The sequence below is a fragment of the Agromyces binzhouensis genome, from assembly GCF_004135055.1.
Classification (GTDB): Bacteria; Actinomycetota; Actinomycetes; order Actinomycetales; family Microbacteriaceae; genus Agromyces; species Agromyces binzhouensis.
In genome coordinates, this window is record NZ_SDPL01000577.1 from 1 (window position 1) to 1500 (window position 1500).

The following is a 1500-nucleotide window of genomic DNA, read 5'->3' on the forward strand; positions in this document are numbered from 1 at the left end:
CGCGCCCGTCGAGCTTCCGGTCGTCGGCGAGTCGGCGGCGGCCCCCGGTACGCCGGCTCCGCTCGCGGCAGGGACCGCCGTGCGGATCATGACCGGAGCGCCGGTGCCGGAGGGGGCCGACGCGGTCGTGCCGGTCGAGGACACGGAGGCGATCGACGGTTCCGAGCTCGTGCGCGTCCTCCGTTCCCGCTCGGCGGGCGAGTACGTCCGCGCGGCCGGGTCCGATCTCGTCGCCGGCGACGACGTGCTGCCCGCGGGCATCCGGCTGGCGCCGCGTCACCTCGCCGCGGCCGCGGCCTCGGGACTCACTGAGCTGCTCGTTCGCGAGCGCGTCCGCGTCGCGGTGATCAGCACGGGCAGCGAGCTCGTCGAACCGGGCGCACCGCTCGGACCGGGCGAACTGCCCGACGCGAACGGCATCGCACTGCGCTCCGCGGTCGCCGCGTGCGGGGCCGTCGTCGTGCACGCCGGACGCGTCCGCGACGAGGTCGCCCGGCTCGGCGCCGAACTCGACGCCGCGATCGACGCGGGGGCCGAGCTCGTCCTCACGAGCGGCGGGATCTCGCAGGGCGCGTACGAGGTCGTGCGGGAGCTCATCGAGCCGCTCGGCGCGTGGGTCGGCTCGGTCGCGATGCAGCCCGGCGGACCCCAGGCCACCGGCGTGTACCGCGGGGTGCCGCTCATCGGGTTCCCCGGCAACCCGGTCAGCGCGCAACTCTCGTTCGCGCTGTTCGTCGCGCCCTCGCTCCGCGCGATCGCCGGACTGCCGGCGGCGCGCACCGAGCGGATGCCGCTCGCCGACGCCGTCCGCTCCGTGACCGGGAAGCGGCAGTTCCTCCGCGGGAGCCGCACCGCCGACGGGCTCGCGCTGCCCGTCGGGGGACCGGGCTCGCACCTCGTCGCCGCGCTCGCCGCATCCGAGCTGCTCATCGTGATCCCGGAGGACCTCGAGGCCCTGGCGGCCGGCGACGAGGTCGATACCGTGTTCCTATGAGCGAGCTCACGCATCTCGACGACGACGGCCGCGCGCGCATGGTCGACGTCGGCGGCAAGCCGGTGACGCGCCGGATCGCGGTCGCCGAGGGCCGGCTCGACACCACGGCCTGGGTCGTCGGCCTCGTGCGGTCCGACGGACTGAAGAAGGCCGACGTGCTGCCGACCGCCCGGATCGCCGGCATCTCCGCGGCCAAGCGCACGAGCGAGCTGATCCCGCTCGCGCACATCGTCCCGCTCGACGCGGTCTCGATCGACTTCGGCTTCGAGGAGTCGGCGGTGACGATCCGCGCGACCGCCTCGACCACCGGGCGCACGGGCGTCGAGATGGAGGCGCTGACCGCCGTGGCCGTCGCGGGCCTCACCCTGCACGACATGGTCAAGGCCGTCGACCCGGCCGCGCAGCTCGGCGGCATCCGGCTCGTCGAGAAGCGGGGCGGCAAGCGGGGCGTCTGGCGCGCGGACGCGCTGCCGTCGTCCGAGCGCGATGCGCCCGCGCCGGATGGC

The 1500-nt window shown here is 75.8% G+C and carries 2 protein-coding genes; both read left to right on the forward strand.

Features of this window, described 5'->3' with window-relative positions; translation table 11 throughout:
• Positions 1-994, forward strand: a 994-nt coding sequence (locus ESO86_RS16840) for a molybdopterin molybdotransferase MoeA (RefSeq protein WP_165308233.1), incomplete at its 5' end; no start/stop codon positions are given.
• Positions 991-1500, forward strand: a 510-nt coding sequence (moaC, locus tag ESO86_RS16845) for a cyclic pyranopterin monophosphate synthase MoaC (RefSeq protein ID WP_129235946.1), incomplete at its 3' end; no start/stop codon positions are given. The genes ESO86_RS16840 and moaC, both read left to right, overlap by 4 nt.